General features: G+C 57.3%; 17 protein-coding genes. 11 read left to right on the forward strand and 6 right to left on the reverse strand.

Annotated features, from left to right (window positions below):
- The first annotated feature begins 62 nt into the window (after positions 1–62).
- Positions 63–806, forward strand: a complete 744-nt coding sequence (locus RVM24_RS07120; RefSeq protein ID WP_431475163.1) for a hypothetical protein — start codon at positions 63–65, stop codon at positions 804–806.
- A gap of 146 nt (positions 807–952) precedes the next feature.
- Here the strand turns inward: RVM24_RS07120 and RVM24_RS07125 are convergent, their stop codons facing one another.
- Both RVM24_RS07125 and RVM24_RS07130 read right to left on the reverse strand, forming a co-directional pair.
- Complete coding sequence (locus RVM24_RS07125) at positions 953–2,335, reverse strand: PepSY-associated TM helix domain-containing protein (protein ID WP_431475164.1); 1,383 nt, start codon at positions 2,333–2,335, stop codon at positions 953–955.
- Between the two features lie 40 nt (positions 2,336–2,375).
- Positions 2,376–2,759, reverse strand: a complete 384-nt coding sequence (locus tag RVM24_RS07130; RefSeq protein ID WP_431475165.1) for a DUF2946 domain-containing protein — start codon at positions 2,757–2,759, stop codon at positions 2,376–2,378.
- A 201-nt stretch (positions 2,760–2,960) separates the two neighbouring features.
- Between RVM24_RS07130 and RVM24_RS07135 the strand changes: the two genes are divergently transcribed.
- From RVM24_RS07135 to RVM24_RS07175, 9 genes are all read left to right on the forward strand, one after another.
- Entirely contained in the window at positions 2,961–3,644 is a 684-nt protein-coding gene (locus tag RVM24_RS07135) for a DUF899 domain-containing protein (RefSeq protein ID WP_431475166.1), read from the forward strand.
- Positions 3,645–3,878: 234 nt separating this feature from the next.
- Positions 3,879–4,340, forward strand: a complete 462-nt coding sequence (locus RVM24_RS07140; protein WP_431475167.1) for a carboxymuconolactone decarboxylase family protein — start codon at positions 3,879–3,881, stop codon at positions 4,338–4,340.
- A 112-nt stretch (positions 4,341–4,452) separates the two neighbouring features.
- Positions 4,453–5,103 carry a helix-turn-helix domain-containing protein gene (locus tag RVM24_RS07145; RefSeq protein WP_431475168.1) on the forward strand — a complete coding sequence of 217 codons (651 nt, stop codon included), beginning with the start codon at positions 4,453–4,455 and terminating at the stop codon, positions 5,101–5,103.
- A 207-nt stretch (positions 5,104–5,310) separates the two neighbouring features.
- Positions 5,311–5,682, forward strand: coding sequence for a hypothetical protein (locus RVM24_RS07150; RefSeq protein ID WP_431475169.1), 372 nt, complete (start codon positions 5,311–5,313; stop codon positions 5,680–5,682).
- 104 nt (positions 5,683–5,786) lie between these two features.
- Positions 5,787–6,785, forward strand: a complete 999-nt coding sequence (locus RVM24_RS07155; protein WP_431475170.1) for a serine hydrolase domain-containing protein — start codon at positions 5,787–5,789, stop codon at positions 6,783–6,785.
- Positions 6,786–6,788: 3 nt separating this feature from the next.
- Positions 6,789–7,700, forward strand: coding sequence for a histone deacetylase family protein (locus RVM24_RS07160; protein WP_431475171.1), 912 nt, complete (start codon positions 6,789–6,791; stop codon positions 7,698–7,700).
- 143 nt (positions 7,701–7,843) lie between these two features.
- The gene (locus RVM24_RS07165) at positions 7,844–9,181 is read left to right on the forward strand and encodes an NTP/NDP exchange transporter (protein WP_431475172.1); all 1,338 of its coding nucleotides are present in this window, start codon (positions 7,844–7,846) and stop codon (positions 9,179–9,181) included.
- On the forward strand, positions 9,168–10,115 hold the full coding sequence (locus RVM24_RS07170; protein ID WP_431475173.1) for an aldo/keto reductase: 948 nt from the start codon (positions 9,168–9,170) through the stop codon (positions 10,113–10,115). Before RVM24_RS07165 ends, RVM24_RS07170 begins: the two co-directional genes overlap by 14 nt.
- A gap of 122 nt (positions 10,116–10,237) precedes the next feature.
- Entirely contained in the window at positions 10,238–10,723 is a 486-nt protein-coding gene (locus RVM24_RS07175; protein WP_058090570.1) for a GNAT family N-acetyltransferase, read from the forward strand.
- A 52-nt stretch (positions 10,724–10,775) separates the two neighbouring features.
- Here RVM24_RS07175 and RVM24_RS07180 read toward each other — a convergent pair whose 3' ends face one another.
- Both RVM24_RS07180 and RVM24_RS07185 read right to left on the reverse strand, forming a co-directional pair.
- Positions 10,776–11,654 carry a metal-dependent hydrolase gene (locus RVM24_RS07180; protein WP_431475174.1) on the reverse strand — a complete coding sequence of 293 codons (879 nt, stop codon included), beginning with the start codon at positions 11,652–11,654 and terminating at the stop codon, positions 10,776–10,778.
- Between the two features lie 126 nt (positions 11,655–11,780).
- The gene (locus tag RVM24_RS07185; protein ID WP_431475175.1) at positions 11,781–13,835 is read right to left on the reverse strand and encodes a dehydrogenase; all 2,055 of its coding nucleotides are present in this window, start codon (positions 13,833–13,835) and stop codon (positions 11,781–11,783) included.
- 147 nt (positions 13,836–13,982) lie between these two features.
- On the opposite strand from RVM24_RS07185, the gene RVM24_RS07190 reads away from it, so the two are divergent.
- Complete coding sequence (locus tag RVM24_RS07190) at positions 13,983–15,002, forward strand: class I fructose-bisphosphate aldolase (RefSeq protein WP_058090567.1); 1,020 nt, start codon at positions 13,983–13,985, stop codon at positions 15,000–15,002.
- Positions 15,003–15,008: 6 nt separating this feature from the next.
- Here RVM24_RS07190 and RVM24_RS07195 read toward each other — a convergent pair whose 3' ends face one another.
- Together RVM24_RS07195 and RVM24_RS07200 are read right to left on the reverse strand one after the other, a co-directional pair.
- A complete protein-coding gene (locus tag RVM24_RS07195; RefSeq protein ID WP_431475176.1) occupies positions 15,009–15,992 on the reverse strand; it encodes an MBL fold metallo-hydrolase in 984 nt (327 codons plus the stop codon).
- Between the two features lie 95 nt (positions 15,993–16,087).
- Complete coding sequence (locus RVM24_RS07200; RefSeq protein WP_431475177.1) at positions 16,088–17,065, reverse strand: tRNA dihydrouridine synthase; 978 nt, start codon at positions 17,063–17,065, stop codon at positions 16,088–16,090.
- Between the last annotated feature and the right edge of the window lie 52 nt (positions 17,066–17,117).

Genomic DNA, 17,117 nt, shown 5'->3' on the forward strand with positions numbered 1-17,117 from the left:
TAGTTAAGTTTGCCACTAGCGCGGAGATTGACCACCACAAAATATCTGATCAAGGATTGATAATGGACAGCGTTATTGACCTTCTCAACGAACGAGCAACAGAACTTCTAGAAGGTGCGCGCGCATTAGACACTGAACTTAGCGACAGTGACAGCGAACCAAGCATTGAAGTAGCGGCCGAACAGTTCCGACACCTCTGTGAAACTCTGACTTTCATCGTATCCCAACTTGAACAAAGGGATTCATTGCTCCATCGATTGGTTCGCACGATCGACGGTGTGAAACTAAGTCATTCAGTCGAGAAGCTATCAAAATATCTCGCGGATCATCGCGCAACACTCATCCGCCTTCAAGTTCCGGAACATCTCGTTTCAGGAACTATTGATGCGCTCTCATTCGAAGCAACCAATGGAGAAAACGCCCTCGACCAGCCGCAATCACTGGGATTTGATGATGCATTGGAGCCACTACGACAGCTCCGCAATGTGGTCTGCGAGATCGCGAACTCAGCCGAGGTGGCAACGATAGTTGCGGATCACCGTATTCTCAAACAAGTGGCTGCTGGCTGTATTGGAGCCGCAACCGTCATATTGGATATCACGGCGGCAATCACCGCCGCACCAAGCGACCCAAGCGCTTGGGTTCTATTCAAGGCTGTGAAGTCCATTTGGGGCGGTGGTAATTCCATTTATAAAGCCGTTCGTGAGTTGCGCGGAATGTTGACAACAATCCTGCAGCATTCAAGGACTGAAAGTAATCAAGAGAAGCTCAGGCGTATCAGGCCCAGAAGACTCAAGAAGGAGTGATGAAGTTAACTGTTTCCGGCAGGCAGAGGAACCGTATTGATCTATGCGGATTCTGTGATGACGACGGGCTGAATGGCAGCGATTGATCATTGCACAACTCATTGGCTCGGAATAACGGTGGCGCGGTTGTCGCGCCACCGTGAGGATCAACTCGCTGACTTCTTCGCTGAACCGGTCAGGCTCAGGATTGCATCAACCATCAGGAAGACCAGTAGACTAACGCCCATCACAGGCGCAAACAGCCCCAGGGCGACTGCGATACCTGCCATGGTTACCAGCGCCAGTGGCGATGCCTTTCTGAGTTCAGCGAATACCCGCCGTGGGTTTGGCCTGGTATGGGCGGTGCGTGCGGGGCGGCGCAGCCACCAAATGCGATAACCCAGTACGATCAGCACACACAAACCCAGCGCACAGGCAGCCACAAGTAATTGGTTTGGCAGTCCAAAAAGAATCCCCATGTGGGCATCAATGCCCCATCGTGTGAGTTTCGCGGCCAGCGGAAAGTTCTCGAATTTCACGTGATCAGTCACGGCCATCGATCGGGGATCAACAGCCACCATATCCACCTGGGTTGGCCAGCTACGATCAATTTCCCTGACGACCCAAGCCCGCTCCGGGGTAGTGCCCGGCCGGATTTCGAGAATGCTGGCGTCAATCCCTGCTCTTCGCGCGCGCTCCAGTACGGCATCGTAAGTGGAGGCGTTATCACCACTGCCCGGCACCGGCCCCGCCACCTCGTGCCCTGCGTGTTCACCGTGGGAGTGGCTCACCTCGCTGGAAACCGCGTCAAGCTGGGTATCCAGTCCTGGTGTGGCCCAATTCAGCTGGGTGCGTAGCTCGGCGATGTTGGCGCCGGCCCATTTCGACCAGGTAAGCCCGGTAACAGAAAAGAACAGGAATGCGACCAATAACACCAGTCCAATCCGGCTGTGCCAGTTGCGTAGGCTGCTGTTCCTGGTGATCTGTCCGTTTTTAACCACTGAACGCCTTCGCCACCACAGCGCCAGTCCGCCCAGTGCCACAAGCCACAGCCAAGACGCAGCCAGCTCACTGTAATACCTGCCGGGTTCTCCGAGGTGTAAGTGTCGGTGGACGTAGTCAATCCAGATGCGAAAAGGCAGCGTGCCACTCGTTCCATAGACCACCAGTTCGCCATGGATACCCAGGTTGACCGGGTCAACAAACACCGCTTTGTGTTCAAAGGGCTGAAGGCCGTCAACCAGAAACATAACCCGTGTGGTCTGCCTTTCCGCAGGTGCAGGTCGAACGGCAGCCAGGGTGGCGTCGGCGCCTATATGCGCCCGGGCCGCGGTAATCTGATCGGCCAGGGGCTGAGGGTTACCGGTGGTGTTGGTGGTCAATTCAGTTTGATAAAGCCAGTTCTCTATCTGGGGTGTCATCGCAAACAACGCGCCGGAGAGCGCTGCCACAAAAATAAACGGCCCAACAAGAAGGCCTGCGTAGAAATGCAGACGCAAAAGCAAAGCATAGCCCCAGCGCGGTGCGCCGGTGGACGGGGAATCGTTCATGGTCTTCCTCAATACAGAGTTTTAAGGGAATGTGTAACGTTCAGACCATGATCGGTGGTGCGCGTACCGGCGCGTTCGGGAAACGGGGGATACCACGGGGAAATAAATTCAGGCGACCCAGGACAGCATGGGGACTGGCAATACTCCCGGTAGATACTGATGTACTCTGCTGAGACAGCGCAGGTAACTTGCTGAGGAGCACGCAGTAGCCACACTCTCCGTGGGCCAGATGCTGTAGCGGGTCGGAATGATCAGTTTCTTCTGACGGCGGCGAACTGTTGTGGTGGCCGTGGTGGCCGGAGTGAGCATTGGGCGCTTCGTGCTGTCCTGACTGCGCTTGAGTAAGCAGGGGACCTAAATAGATCAGCACCATGGACAATAAAGCAATCCATGCAGGCCATCGATTGTGGCGTTGTGCTGTCAAATGTCACCTGTTTACCAATGTGAATGGCTAACTATTCTAGCAAGGCTCAAAGCCGGTGCCAGCAGAACATGCATTTCCACAATAATGGCAGTGGGTGCTATGGTAAAGGTTCATCAGGCCTGCTTCCTTTCAGTGCTTGGTCGCCAGCGGGCAACCGGCAGGTTGTGGGGGCAGGCTCATCCAGCAAGAGGGACCTTACATATGCCGGACGCCAAACAACCATTACCGCCAATTGTTTCGAATAAGGAATGGGAAGCCGCCCTCAGCCAGTTACTGGTTAAAGAAAAAGAGGCCACCAGAGCGCGGGATGCCTTGAGCGCTGAACGCAGAAGGCTGCCAATGGTCAAGGTAAAGAATGATTACCTGTTCCAGGGCGAAGAAGGCAGTGTGTCTTTTCTTGACCTGTTCGGCGGGCGCCGCCAGCTCATTGTTTATCATTTTATGTTCGCACCCGACTGGAAGGCCGGTTGCGACGGATGCTCCTGGCTCGCCGACGCCATGACCCACCCTGCCCATTTGCATGCCCGCGATACGTCGCTTGTGATGGTGTCACGCGCACCTTACCAGAAGCTTGCGCAGTACAAAAAGCGTATGGGCTGGTCGATGCCCTGGTACTCGTCTTTCGAAAGTGACTTCAACTATGATTTTGGCGTAACGACAGCTGACGGAGAAAGGCACGGCGCAAGCGTATTCCTTCGTGACGGGAATGATGTATACCGCACTTACTTTACGGGTGCCCGTGGCGTCGAGTACCTGGGTAGCCTCTGGACGTATCTGGATTTGACTCCGTATGGTCGCCAGGAAACCTGGGAGGATTCGCCGGAAGGTTGGCCACAGACAAAGCCGTATGTGTGGAATCGTCGTCACGATGAATATGACTTGTGAGGATGCACCGCAAACAGGATACCGGTGTCAGGTAATGGCCAAAATGACCTTTATCGTTTTTATCCTGGGGCTCTACCTTCCATTGGATTGGCCTAGACTGAACAGCACTTTTACTTGTGCTCGTCGTTAAAACGGGTCGCATTACTGGGATCATCGCTAGTGTCGAAAATCTTCAATACCGATCCCGGGCCATTTATTACCGTGTAACTCCACAACAATTGGAGGACATGGATCATGACGGCACGCGCGAATTACATCGGCCTGGCGCCGAAAGCCATGCAGATTCTGATGAATCAGGAAGCATATTTGAGGGAGCAGTTCCGGGCGTCAGACACCCTCAGCACGGCTGTTTGGGAGCTGGTAAAGCTAAGGGTGTCGCAAATCAATCAGTGCGCCTTCTGCATCGACATGCATAGCAAAGATGCCAAGGCGCAGGGTGAAACCCCGGAGCGAATGTTGGGCTTGAGCGCCTGGCACGACATGCCTTTCTATTCTCCCATAGAGCGAGCTGCGCTTGATTGGGCGGAGCATCTTACCTATGGCAAACCGGTAGACGACCAGAAATATCAGGATGTAGTGAAAGCTTTGGGTGAGCAGGCTCTGGTGGATTTGACCATCGCGGTTAACGCCATCAACAGTTGGAACCGGATTGCCAAAACGTTCAAGCCAGAGGTAGGCAGCTATAAACCACAATAGCCTTTCCAGACCAGCGTTCGATTTTCAGCTGTCCTGCCCGTCAGGACAGTTGTCGGCGTTTGTGCAAGGGATTTGGTCAGCGTCGGTATCCGGGCTGGCAAACGAGCCGGTGGTGAAGTTGCTGCATTCTGAGGCGTGCAGCAGCATCTGGTTTAGTCTGGCGGGTGACGTGAAGATCGGCGACACCCCCATTCCGGAGGGTGTCATCCTGCTACCGGTTGAGAAGGTATCAGAGAATGTTTCCCTGTTTCCCAAATCGCAGCTCGCGGGTATTCGGTTTCAACCCGCGATTGGCTATGCGGTAATCGGGCAACACTTTGATCAGCCCACGGCCCTGACCGCAGACCCAGCGCATCTACCCGGCCTTAGCCAGCTCTACTCCAACCTCAAGTCAGACCATGACAACGTAAGCCGGGTGAACACTCTGCAACGATGGCTGAGCAGGCATTTCCGTCTCACAAAGACCATCCCCGGGCCGCTGAAGCAGGCCCTGGAAAGCTTCAACGAAAACGCAACACCGGGGATGCTTAACGAACAAATCAGCATCAGCCAGCGGCATGTGGAGCGGCTTTTCAAACACTGGATGGAAATGACACCCAAGCAGTACCAGCGCATCCTGCGGGTGAAACGAGCCATCGACTACATCCGCGAGCACAGCCGGGCAAACCTGGCAGAGGTTGCCCATCAGTTTGGCTTTAGTGATCAAGCTCATATGACGAGGGAGTTCCGTGCCATTGCGCGCATTACGCCCGGGAAGGTGTGAGGTATAGCTAAGAGACCAGGCGACCTTGAGTTGGGATTCAAAACAGAATAACTTGGGTGTTTCTGGGTAATCACCATATGGAGTTCAATCATGCAAAGGATCGCGTCATCCGTCTTCACTCTACTTGGCCTTACCGCACTGGTACTGTTTCCCGGATTTACACATGCCGGCGGCCCAGCTCCCGAACACTTCCTAGATAGCAGTTCGATGATTTTGGAGATTCGCTATTGCGAATGCCAGGCGACAGAGCCCGATGGCAGCCCTTCGGAACTGCGCCCGGAGTTTCTGGAACGTTCTCACCTCTTGCGGGTAGGTCTTGCCGATGAAGGCCGGGGGTACGCGTCTTCACCGGAACTGACGATTGGCTTCAAGTTAACGCCACTGCCGGAATCCCCTGGCGCTTTCGCCTTCAACTTTGCCGGCCGTTATGCGGCAGGAAATCAGAGCAGCACCGGTAGCGGAGAAGTGTTGCTAAGCGGCGACCAGTGGATCAACCTTTTCGGTTCACATCATGAGGGCCAGCAAGGCTCGCAACTCAGTGGTGTTGCGGTGAGATTGGTCGAAGTGGGCGATTTCTGAGGCGAAATCGATTAGCGGAAGTGAGCCCCTTCTAATCTTGTAGCGTAAAGTCGTTATCCAGCAATGATTTTCACGTTTACATCAACGAAGGGTATCCCAACGCTATGCAGAGGTTATCCAGGTGGGCTCGAACGTTTCTGATCCTCGCTATCCCCTCACTTTCCTACGCACAGCCCACAGATTGGCAAGCCGAGGTCGAGCAAGAAGCCGCACAACTTGACCGCCTGCACACCCTGATTGTTGCCCACAAGGGTGAAGAAATTCTGGCACTGGATTTACGGGGCCAGGGCCTGGATACACCCGTCAACATCAAGTCTTTGTCTAAAACGGTGTTGGCTGCGCTGGTGGGTATGGGTATCGAAAACGATGTACTCGAGGGAACCAATCAGCCTGTGGTAGAAACTCTGGGCAACCGGGTACCTGCATCGGCTACCGAGGGTATTGAGCGCATTACCCTCGGGCACCTGCTGTCTTTACAGGCAGGTCTGCAGCGTACCTCTGGGGCTAACTATGGGCCCTGGGTGGCCAGTAACAACTGGGTAAGCCATGTGCTCACCCGGCCGTTCGTGGATGAGCCAGGCGGGCGCATGCTGTATTCCTCAGGCAGCAGCCACCTGCTCTCTGCAGCTTTAACAGAAAGTGCTGGTCGCAGCACCCTTTCCCTGGCTCGGGAGTGGCTGGGGAAACCTCTGGACATAGATATCCCGCCCTGGGACCAGGACCCGCAAGGGGTTTATTTTGGCGGTAACAACATGCTGCTCTCACCTCGTGATTTGGTAAAAGTCGGCGAGCTGTATCGCAATAACGGGCGTGTGGGCGACCAACAATTATTCCCGGAGAACTGGGTAAATGAATCCTGGAACGGTCGCGGCGAATCCGCTTACACTGATGATCCCTATGGCTACGGCTGGTTCCTGCGGCCCATGGCGGGTGAGATGGGGTATTACGGGCGCGGTTTTGGCGGCCAGGTGCTCTATGTAGTGCCGACCCTGGAACTGACGGTAGTGATGACCTCAGACCCGGCCCCACCGTCGCCGGGTTCCCGTTACCTGCGCCAACAGTTTCAATTAATTGAAGACCACATTATTCCGGCACTGCCCTAGCGAATGACCATACCCATCGTTCACCACCCGGATTACAGCTTTCCTTTCCCGCAGAAGCACCGCTTCCCCATGGAAAAGTTCGGGCTTCTGGCGGAATATATGCGATCCACGGGGCTGCTCATGCGCCGCAACAGCTTCCGCCCTGCCCCTTGCCGCCAGGGCTGGCTGACCCAAACCCATTGCCCGGATTACCTTGCCCGTTTTGCGCAAGGCCGGCTGACGGCGCGGGAGCAAAGGCAAGTGAACCTGCCGTGGAGCACCGGCCTGGTGCGGCGTACATTTCTGGCGCCCTCCGGTACAGTGCTTGCCGCGCAGCTTGCCTTACAGCACGGCATTGCCTGCCATCTTGCTGGCGGCACCCATCACGCCCATTTCGATTACGCCTCCGGGTTCTGCATCCTCAATGACCTGGCAATTGCTGCCAACGTGCTGCTTGGGCAAGAAGGCATCAAAAGGGTGCTGGTCTTCGATGTGGATGTGCATCAGGGGGACGGCACTGCAGCCCTGCTCGCCAACACACCCAGGGCATTCACCTGTTCCATCCACTGCGAACGTAATTTCCCCTTTGAAAAACAAATGAGTGATCTGGACGTGGCGCTGCCCGATGGCATGGGTGATGAAGACTATCTGACGGTTGTTCACGAAACCCTGCAACAGGCGTTGGCGCTGTCCAAGCCAGACATCGTGCTTTACGACGCCGGTGTGGATGTGTACGAGGGCGATCCCCTTGGCAAGCTCAACATATCGGAGCAAGGTATTCGTCAGCGGGACCGGCTTGTGCTGGGGGAACTCAAGCGCCGGGGTGTTCCCGTGGCTACAGTGATTGGTGGTGGCTATGATGACAACCGGGCCAACCTCGCAAGACGGCACGGGATTGTGGTGGAAGAGGCCTGTCGGGTATTTACGGGCAGCTGATGAGGAAGCGATGCTGTCTCCACCCCATCCAGCGGAACTTTGGCCTATGATTACCATCAGAGTCCCTTAAACGCGATAACAAGAATTCACAGCCGCAGGGAGCACCAACTCGCATTTCCCCCGGCCCCATCGGGAGCCAACACGTGCGCCACCCGTTTCAGGAAGCCTTCAACATTCGCCGCCACGAGATCATTCCGGTGTTCCTGGCTGTGTTCTATTTTTTCTGTGTACTGACGGCGCTGATGGTATTGCGCCCTGCCCGCGAAGCGTTGGGGATGCAGGGCGGCATTGATGCAGTGCGCTGGCTGTTTGTTGGCACCGCAGTGATAACGCTGGCCGTTAACCCGGTCTTTGGCTGGCTGGTCAGCCACCTGCCTCGCCGCTTGTTTATAACCGCTACTTACCTGTTTTTCAGTTTCACCCTGCTGGTGTTCTTCAGCTTGATGACGCTAACCCCGGAGGTGATCGGGGTGACCACCGGGCAGGTGTTCTATGTTTGGTTCAGCGTGTTCAACCTGTTTGTCACCATGGTTTTCTGGGCCTTGATGGCCGACCGTTTCTCGTTTGACCAGGGCAAGCGTTTCTTTGGTTTGATTGCAGTGGGGGGAACCCTGGGCGCCATATTTGGGCCATGGTTGGCGGGGCGACTGGCAGAGCCTATAGGCACTCCGGCTCTGCTGCTGGTCTCGGCCGGGTTTCTGGTGCTGGCGCTGATTGCGGCGTGGGTGCTCACCGGCCTGCAACCCCATAACCCGGCAGAACGCAAAGACCCGGAAGATCCGCCCGCCGTTGATGAACATGAACGCATTGGTGGCAGTGCCTGGGAGGGCTTCCGGGCAGTGTTCAAGTCCCGGTATTTGATGGGGATTGCCGCCTATGTGGTGATTCTGGCCATCATGGCGACGTTTATCTATTTCACCCGCCTGCATATGGTGGCAGCCATGGAAGACAGTACAGACCTGCGCACCACCATGTTTGCCCGCATCGACCTGATTACCCAGGTGGCGACCCTGGTGATGCAGGCGCTGGTGGCCGGGCACCTGATGAAGCGTTTGGGGGTTTCCCTGACCCTGGCCTTGCTGCCGCTGACTGCTGCCCTGGGCTTTATCGGGCTGGCCATTGTTGGCTCCTTTGCGGCGCTGGTGGTGCTCGAAGCCTCGTTCCGGGCTGTTCAGAGAGCCTTGATGCGGCCCGCCCGGGAAACCCTGTTTACCGTGACCACACGGGAAGAAAAGTACAAGGCAAAGGCGTTTATCGACACCTTTGTTTACCGGGCCGGTGATGTGGTCGGCGCCCAGACCGAAGGCCTGCTGGCCCGGCTGGGCATGGGCCTGGCGGCCATTGCCACCGTGGCTGTGCCACTGGCCCTGGTTTGGGCCGGCCTGGCGCTCTGGCTGGGTAAGAGCCAGCGGCAGAAAGCCATTGCGGCTTCACCAATGATCCAAGGAACACGAGGAGAACCACGCCATGATATCCCGTAGAGCTTATCTGAAACTGGCCATGGCCGCCGGCGTTACACTGGCAGCCAGGCCCAGCCTGCTATGGGCTGAGGCAGACCGCAAACTGGAGCTGATTACCCGCCCCATTCCCTCATCCGGCGAGCGTTTGCCGGGGATTGGCCTTGGCAGTTCCGCAACTTTTTCCAGCACTGCCCGTAGTGAAGACCTGGATGCACTTCGGGAAGTGCTGGGAGCCCTGGTGAAGGAAGGCGGTACCGTATTTGATACCGCCCCCAGTTATGGTGCTTCCGAAGCAGTCGCTGCGCGTATCGCCAATGAGCAGGGCATCGCCAACAAGCTGTTCTGGGCCACGAAACTGAATGTGGCGGGGCGCGGCGGTGGCAAGGCAGACCCGGATCAGGCACGGGCGCAACTGGAAACGTCATTCGAGCGGATCGGAAAAGACCCTATTGATCTTATCCAGGTGCACAACATGGCGGACATTCCCACGCAGTTGGGCATGCTTAAGGAATACCGGGCTGAAGGCCGGGTGCGTTATATCGGCGTGACCACCACCTTCCCCCAGCAGTACCAAGGCCTGGAACGGGTAATGGAGCAAGAGCCCATCGATTTTATCGGTGTCGACTACGCGATTGACAACCGCACCATGGAGGAGCGCATTCTGCCTCTGGCGCGGGACAAGGGTATTGCTGTACTGATCTACGCACCCTTTGGTCGCACTCGCCTGTGGGACAAGGTTCGGGGCAAAGAGGTGCCGGGGTGGGCGGCAGAGTTCGATGCCCATACCTGGGCCCAGTTCTTCCTCAAGTTTGTGCTGGCACACCCGGTGGTGACCGCTGCCACACCCGCTACAAGCAGAGCTCGCCACATGATCGACAACATGGGCGCAGCAATGGGCCGGGTGCCGGATGATGAGATGCGACAACGGATGATTGCGCACATGGAAAGCCTGTAACAAGGCGCTTGACTAAGGCAATTCAAAGGCTGGATTTTCCTGCGGTTGTCGGTATGCTGACTGGAGTAGCGGGTTTATGGATTATTAACCCGCGCTCCAACACAGGTACACACTGAGTCATCATGAGCACAATCACGTCGATCACTATTCGCAAGTACCGTATTCAGGATCTGAGCCCGGTGGTTCGCCTGTTTACCGATTCCGTGCATGAACTCACGGCCGGCGCCTATGACGAAACCCAGCGGTTTGCCTGGGCCTCCCGTACGCCGCACCTGGATACCTGGCGGCAAAGGCTGGAGTCACTGGAAACCCTGGTGGCGGAAGAAGGCCAGGACCTGGCCGGGTTTATCTCCTACGATGACGACGGCACCATTGATCTGGTGTTTACCGCCCCAAACTATGCCCGCCGTGGCATTGCCTCCACGCTGTATCATGAGGCGGAACAGCAACTGATTGCCAAAGGCGCAAAAGAGTTGAAAACCGAAGCCAGCGTAGTGGCCAAGCCCTTCTTTGAACGCCACGGTTTTGAGGTGGTGGATGAACAACGGGTGACGGTTCGCGGGGCACAGTTCCTGCGCTACAACATGCGCAAGGACCTGACGGCATAATCAGACGGGCAGCCATTGCGGCTGCCCCCTCAACGAATGCAAATGGTGCTGTTCAGCCTTGAAGTGAGGCCGGCAACCAACGCTTCTTGGCCTTATCCACCAGATCCCGGGCATCGTTGTCCCAGGGGTGGAAGGTCGGGCTGTAATACTTCAGGTAGGACGGAATCAGTTTGCGGAAGACCCCCGGTTTGCCCCACATGTAGTTCAGGCCCTTGGCCCAGGATTTCAGGTTGCCCAGCTGGCCATCGGCTTTCATCAGTTGGATCAGGTGAATGCTGCTGAACAACGGAAACATCACGCTGACAAACATCATTTCCGTTACGCGAATGAACTCACTGCCGCCCACGCTTTTATAGACATCAAATGCCACGGCCTTATGTTCGGATTCCTCAATGGCGTGCCAGGCCCAGACCGGTGCGATGCGAGGGTCCATCTCATCCAGGGCATCGTATTTCAGCAGGAATTCTTCGGCCATCAGGGCGGTAAAATGCTCCACTGCCACGGTGTGGGCCAGCTGTCTCTCCGGTGTGAAGCGCTTACGCATCCAGTTCATAAACCACTGCACTTCCCGCTCCAACCGGCTGAGGTTAACCCCCCGCTCTTCGAGGAAGCCGTTCATCATTTTATGCTCTTTCGAGTGGTGAGCTTCCTGGCCGATGAACGCGCGAATCGCTTTTTTCAGTTCAGGGTCGGTAATCTGGTTCTGGTAGTGGCGAACGGTATCAATGAAGAATCTCTCTCCCGGCGGGAAGCTGGCAGACAACGCCGCCAGCAAAAGGGTTTTTGCCGGGTCGTTGTCCCACCAGTACCTTGGCAGGTCTTCCGGAAACTCGAAATCCGGGCTGCGCACTTCCGGTAGAAATCCAGGGGGCGTTGCGGTCCGGTAAGCTGCATTGCTGGTTTTCTTGATCTGTGACACTGGCGCGTTCATGGCAGAACTCTCCCGAAGCCATTTGGTTATTGCGTAGTCAACAGGCTACGCTGCTCCGGGAGTGGGCGGCAGGTGTTTGTGGGCCAAAATCCTCCGTTACCCGCACACTTCAGGCCTTTGCCTGGTTCAGGCCGGTTCGGTGGCGTGGGCGGCCAAGGTGCGCACTCTCTCGAAATCTTCCTCGGTAAACACCCCGTTAACGCCGGATACAGCCGCCAGCTCCATGCCGTGTTTCAGGCCCAGTTTGTATATTTCCCGCACCTTTTCCCATTCAATGTTCCGGCCCAGGGTGAAATTCTCGAACCTTGCCTCGAGCGCCAGCACGATGGTTTCTGCCAGGCAGGCATAGGCAATGCCCTTGGGCAGGCCGATGTCTTTCATTTTCACGATGCCAGGCAGTTTGATCTCTCCAGATTCAATCACCAGCACATCGGGCCGCTTGGCCACGTCTTCCGCCGGTATATCCAGGGGCCTGGCCACGTCTGTGATCACGCAACCGGGTTTCACCTGCATGATGTCCAGAATACGTTTACCGGCGCCGGAGGTGGCAGTGACCACCATGTCCATATCACCCAGGTCACGGTTGGTGGTGGCGGCCACATGTACGATGGCGCCGGGGGTTTCCTGTTCAATGCTTTCTTTAAGGGATAACAACTTGGCCGCTTCCGGTGCCACCAGGTAGATTTCATCCACGGCCTTGGCCAACAACCGGGCGCAGACAGAGCCGATAGCGCCAGTGGCGCCGACAACCATGGCTTTGCCGGCCATCTTCCCGCTCTTGCCAATGCTGACACGGCCAATCCTCTTCGCCGCATCGTGGGCCGCCCAAAGTGCGCCCGAGGCGCTGTAGCTGTTGCCAGTGGTGATGGGCAGCGGTGCCCGCTTTGCCACGGTGATCCCCGCATCGCCCACTACCTTGGTGAACGCCCCCAGCCCCATGATCTGGGCGCCCAGTTTCTTCGCCAGATTCGCCGCCGCCAGCAATCGGCTGTAGGTGAATTCCGGGTCGTGGGCCATGATTTCCCTGGGTGTGCCGCCTACGGTGATCAGCCAGCCTTCCACCTCATCGCCGGTGGGCGACTGGATGCCCGAAACCTTGGAGTAAACAAACGGAGGAGTGTAGGCAATGGCCTTTTCCACAAGGTTCATCACCGCCGGTGGCGACACGCTCGCTACCCAATCCAGGGGCGGGGTTTTGGTCAGGTAGTGCTGAGACAACGGGTGAATCACAAAGGCAAAGCGGTTGATCCGACGGTAGCCGTTCGGGTACAGGATGCGGGGCTCTACGCCCAACTGTTCAATCACGTCCAGGAAATCGTCCGCACCCAGTTGCTCCGGTGTGCGAGACAGAGCCGCGCTGATCATCGCCTCCATCACGTTGACCCCCACGGGGCGACCTGCCAGCCAGGGGCTGTAATCCACCACCATGGCCACGCGCCGGGAGCGGAACCAGTCCAGGGCGGATGCGGTGACTCTGGAGGTAATCACAGTTTTGCCATCCAGTTCCTTCTCGGAAAACACTTCAAGATCACCCATGGCGCCAACGATCACATGGCAGTCTTTTACCGCCTCATGCAACGAGCCGCTGATCAGCTTCTCCCCCATGCGGTACAGGGGGCTTCGGTGCAATCGTTCTATAACCCTGACGGCGTTGGGGCTGAACATCACCGGGGCCGTGAGCTTGGTATAGGCTTCGAGCTGGTTCAGCGAATTGAGTAGCCGGGGCACGCCAAAGTCCAGGTATGGATCGGCGAAGAACAGGTTGTCGGTATGCTCAGACAAGGCCCTGGCAATGCGGAATCCGGCCTGGCCATTGAGGAACAACACCCGGGCGTTATCGAAAAAGTGGCCCAGCTCCGTCTGGGTATGGCGAACCGCCCATTCCTGGAGGATGCCCCGCAATCCCGCCCCGGTGGTGATCGGTTTGTCTGGCACGCAGGCTTCCAGCCTGGCGGTATCCGGGTGTTCAAGCTGCTCACGGCCCACCTGGTAGTGGTCGTGAATCATGCTCAGGCCAATGGCATCAGCCTGTGCGCGAATCGAATCGAGAACAGCCTCGGCGCGATCAAGATTGCCATCGGTGCCCACTCGCACCACGCGAAACGTATGACCCAGAAATTCGGTTTCCAGCTCATAGTCGTACTCAGACGATCCCTGGCTGACGCTGACGACGGTTTTCATGGCGGGCTCCAGTATGATCTTGTTATGCCTTAAGTCTAGAAGCTGCGATGCGTTCCCGCCTTAGCCCAGATCAAATAACAGCCGGGCTTTTTGAGACTACACTGAATACATCTCGACCACTGCAGAATCAGCAACCAAGGAGGAGCCATGAGCGTTAAACAGGAGCTGTTAGCCACCATTGCCGACCTGGTCCAGCCGGGCAAAGGTATTCTCGCGGCAGATGAGAGCGCCCCAACCATTGCCAAGCGGTTCAAGGCGGTGGGCGTTGAATCCACGGAAGCCACCCGGCGCGAATACCGCAGCATCATCTTTTCCACACCAAGGCTTGGAGCGCACGTAAGCGGCGTTATTCTGTACGAAGAAACGCTGGAGCAACTGAGCCTGGACGATGTGGCCATCCCCAAGCTGCTGGCCAGCCAGGGCATTGTTCCTGGCATCAAGGTGGACCAGGGCAAAGGCCCGCTGGTAAACGCCCCGGGCGATGAAATCACCTACGGGCTGGATGGCCTTGGCACGCGCCTCGAGCACTACAAATCCATGGGCGCGCGCTTTGCCAAGTGGCGGGATGTGTTCCATATCTCCGACACCCTACCCTCGTTCCAGGCGATCAAATCCAATGCCGAGGTGCTGGCCCGCTACGCCGCCGTATGCCAGTCCATGGGCATAGTGCCCATTGTGGAACCGGAGGTTCTGATCGATGGCAACCACAGCATCGAACGCGCGGCAGAAGTCAGTGAAGATGTGTTGCTGGAAGTGTTCAAGGCACTGCACCGCCACCGGGTGGACCTGGAAACGATGGTGCTGAAACCCAGTATGGTGACACCGGGCAAAGAAACGGGCAAAGCCAGCCCGGAACAGGTTGCCGAAGCGACCCTGAGCGTGTTCCGGAGGGTGGTGCCGGCGGCTGTACCGGGCATATTCTTCCTATCCGGTGGCCAAACCCCGGAGGAATCCACCGAAAACCTGAACGCCTTGAACAGCATGGGTTATCACCCCTGGGAGCTTAGCTTTTCCTACGGCCGGGCCCTACAGGAACCAGCCCAGAAAGCCTGGGCCGGCAAACTGGACAATGCAGACAAAGCCCAGGCGGCCATGAAAAAAAGAGCCAGGCTTAATGGCCTGGCCCGTTCCGGCAGTTACTCTCCAGAGCTGGAGAGCTCTGACTAAAGCGCCTCAATTACAGCCGCTGATGCAACCGGCCGCACCATTGAATGCCATGGTCCGGCCACTAAGGGGCACGTGGACGGCCGCAGACACCAGTTCGGTGAACCGGGCCGTGCGCGTGCCGGCTACCACCTTGCCGTTCTCGGTAGCGGCTTCATTGGCGTGCGAGGCGATCACCGCAGCCGGGCTGATCAGGTCGTTGATCACATAGGCCGCTTCCGTGGGCCCGGTGGTGAAGGTATCACCAATGTTTATAACCACCAGTTGCGCGCCGTAGTGCTCCTTCACCACAAGCTTCTGCTCTGCAGTAATGCCGGTGTCGCCAGACAGGTATACGACGAGCCCGTTAGAGAATGTCAGCACATAGCCAGTTGGTGGCCCAACACTGGCACTGACCCCGGCAGCGGCCAGGTAATCCGCCAGCGGGCCGGTCAGAAACGACGGCGAAACACCGTTGCTGTGCACGGCCGGAACCGTGGTAATGGAGACGCCACCCACATCCCGACTCCCGCCAAAACGAACCAGAAGTGACTTACCGGGATCACCGCCGCCCTCTTTCAGCTTGGCGGCAAAGAACGCGGGCATCTCACTGCCAGTGACGATGGTTGAATTCTTTTTCAAGGCGATATCAACGGTATTGGACTGGGGCAAGCTGGAAACCGAGGTCTCCGGGTTGCCACAGCTCCCTTGATTGGTTTTGTCGATTCGCTGGTCGCCCACGTGGTCCCCGTGCATGTGGGACACCAGGATAACGTCGATATTACCCAGGCGTTGGTCGTCCGGGCCGGCGACGGTGCGGCCGGCATCGTACAGAATGCGGGTGCCGTTCGGGTCTTCAAAGATCAGTGCGCGGTCGCGGCTGCAGAATTCACCATCGTGGCTGCCCAACGGGGTAACTTTGACCACAGCGTCGTCGGCCTGGGCTGAAGCGGTCAAAGCCAACCCTGCCGCCATTACCAGGCCAAGGGGCAAGTGGCGTTTCTTTGTTTTCATCGTGCCATCCCTCTCGTTTTTCAAAACCGAAAAGATTTACGACAACTACACCGATTCGTACCAGTGTAGTCGAGGGGGAAAGCACGGGGGGAGAGTCAGGCAGCGTTGGTGCGCTGGGTGGGTAAGTCTACCGGCTGGCCCAGGCAAGCCAGCATGGGCGCCACGTCCCGGAGCTTCCGAGCCTGGGGCCAAAGCGCCTCGGCTTCGGCAAAGCCCTGGCGCAGGTAGTTAAGCCACTGTTTGATGCGACCGGTCACGTATTTGTCTTCCAGGCGGGTTTGCAGGGCTGCCGCATATTCACGCACAAGGGCAACCGCTTCCGGCCAGGCCATGGGTTCGATAGAGTCACCCTGCTGTGAGGCTTTGATCTGTGCCGCCAGGTCTGGCCGGGAAATCAGGCCACGGCCAATCATCACATCATCGCAGCCAGAGACTTTGCGGCAGCGCCAGTAGTCTTCCACTGTCCAGATTTCGCCGTTGGCGATGACGTGGCTTTGGACCGCTTCGCGCACTTTGGCAATCTCTTCCCAGTAGGCGGGCGGTTTGTAGCCATCCACTTTACTGCGGGCGTGGATCACGATCTCCGATGCCCCGGCGGCTTCCAGTGCCTGGCCACAGGCCACACCCATGGAGCGGTCGTCGTAGCCCAGGCGCATCTTGGCGGTTACCGGAATATTGGCAGGTACTGCTTTGCGCACGGCCTCGGTGATGTCATACATCAACTCTGGCTCCCGCATCAGCACGCAACCACCTTTGTGCTTGTTGACGGTTTTGGCGGGGCAGCCAAAATTGATATCCACCTGCCCTGCTCCCAGTTCAGCGGCCTTGGCACCGTGGCGGCCCATCATTTCGGCGTTTGAACCCAGCAACTGCACGGCCACGGGTGTGCCCACTTCGGTCAGCGCGTTGTTGTAAAGTTCCGGGGCGTACTTGTAGAAAATCCGGGGCGGCAGCATGCCGTGGGTCACGCGAATGAATTCGGTTACGCACCGGTCGATCCCGCCCACTTTGGTCAGGGTTTCGCGGATGGGTGCGTCGACCAGCCCTTCCATCGGGGCAAGGATGATTCGCATGAAAGCTCCAGATACTGAGAAGAAAAGATCAAAGACGGCTGATCAAAAATCA

Origin of the sequence: Marinobacter sp. KM021 (assembly GCF_050707965.1) — a bacterium.
GTDB lineage: Bacteria > Pseudomonadota > Gammaproteobacteria > Pseudomonadales > Oleiphilaceae > Marinobacter > Marinobacter shengliensis.

Excerpts from the sequence above, each read along its gene's own strand:
- RVM24_RS07120 (WP_431475163.1), top strand. The coding sequence starts at position 63 with ATGGACAGCGTTATTGACCTTCTCAACGAACGAGCAACAGAACTTCTA.
- RVM24_RS07125 (WP_431475164.1), bottom strand. The coding sequence starts at position 2,335 with ATGAACGATTCCCCGTCCACCGGCGCACCGCGCTGGGGCTATGCTTTG.
- RVM24_RS07135 (WP_431475166.1), top strand. The coding sequence starts at position 2,961 with ATGCCGGACGCCAAACAACCATTACCGCCAATTGTTTCGAATAAGGAA.
- RVM24_RS07140 (WP_431475167.1), top strand. The coding sequence starts at position 3,879 with ATGACGGCACGCGCGAATTACATCGGCCTGGCGCCGAAAGCCATGCAG.
- RVM24_RS07150 (WP_431475169.1), top strand. The coding sequence starts at position 5,311 with ATGATTTTGGAGATTCGCTATTGCGAATGCCAGGCGACAGAGCCCGAT.
- RVM24_RS07155 (WP_431475170.1), top strand. The coding sequence starts at position 5,787 with ATGCAGAGGTTATCCAGGTGGGCTCGAACGTTTCTGATCCTCGCTATC.
- RVM24_RS07160 (WP_431475171.1), top strand. The coding sequence starts at position 6,789 with ATGACCATACCCATCGTTCACCACCCGGATTACAGCTTTCCTTTCCCG.
- RVM24_RS07170 (WP_431475173.1), top strand. The coding sequence starts at position 9,168 with ATGATATCCCGTAGAGCTTATCTGAAACTGGCCATGGCCGCCGGCGTT.
- RVM24_RS07175 (WP_058090570.1), top strand. The coding sequence starts at position 10,238 with ATGAGCACAATCACGTCGATCACTATTCGCAAGTACCGTATTCAGGAT.
- RVM24_RS07180 (WP_431475174.1), bottom strand. The coding sequence starts at position 11,654 with ATGAACGCGCCAGTGTCACAGATCAAGAAAACCAGCAATGCAGCTTAC.
- RVM24_RS07185 (WP_431475175.1), bottom strand. The coding sequence starts at position 13,835 with ATGAAAACCGTCGTCAGCGTCAGCCAGGGATCGTCTGAGTACGACTAT.
- RVM24_RS07190 (WP_058090567.1), top strand. The coding sequence starts at position 13,983 with ATGAGCGTTAAACAGGAGCTGTTAGCCACCATTGCCGACCTGGTCCAG.
- RVM24_RS07195 (WP_431475176.1), bottom strand. The coding sequence starts at position 15,992 with ATGAAAACAAAGAAACGCCACTTGCCCCTTGGCCTGGTAATGGCGGCA.
- RVM24_RS07200 (WP_431475177.1), bottom strand. The coding sequence starts at position 17,065 with ATGCGAATCATCCTTGCCCCGATGGAAGGGCTGGTCGACGCACCCATC.